Origin of the sequence: Streptomyces sp. SID14478, from assembly GCF_010548525.1 — a bacterium.
Classification (GTDB): Bacteria; Actinomycetota; Actinomycetes; order Streptomycetales; family Streptomycetaceae; genus Streptomyces.
In genome coordinates, this window is the sequence record NZ_JAAGMG010000337.1 from 1 (window position 1) to 233 (window position 233).

1 protein-coding gene is annotated in these 233 nt (G+C 76.0%); it reads right to left on the reverse strand.

Annotation, left to right across the window (positions count from 1 at the left end):
* Positions 1-233, reverse strand: a 233-nt coding sequence (locus tag G3I40_RS10960; RefSeq protein ID WP_164301968.1) for an FAD-dependent oxidoreductase, incomplete at both ends; no start/stop codon positions are given.

Sequence of the window (233 nt, forward strand, 5' to 3'; positions counted from 1 at the left end):
AGACCCCGGCCAGTCCGGCCACCTCGCCGCCCCAGGTCCCCGCGGCGTTGACCACGGCCGGGGCGTGGACGTCGCCGCGGTCGGTGCGCACGCCGAGGACCTCACCGGACCGCTTGCGCAGGATCTCCGTGACGGTGACGCCGGTGCGCAGCTGCGCCCCCGACTCCCGTGCCGCACCCACCAGATGGGCCGCCGCGAGCGAGGGCATCACCTGGCAGTCCTGGGGGTAGAGC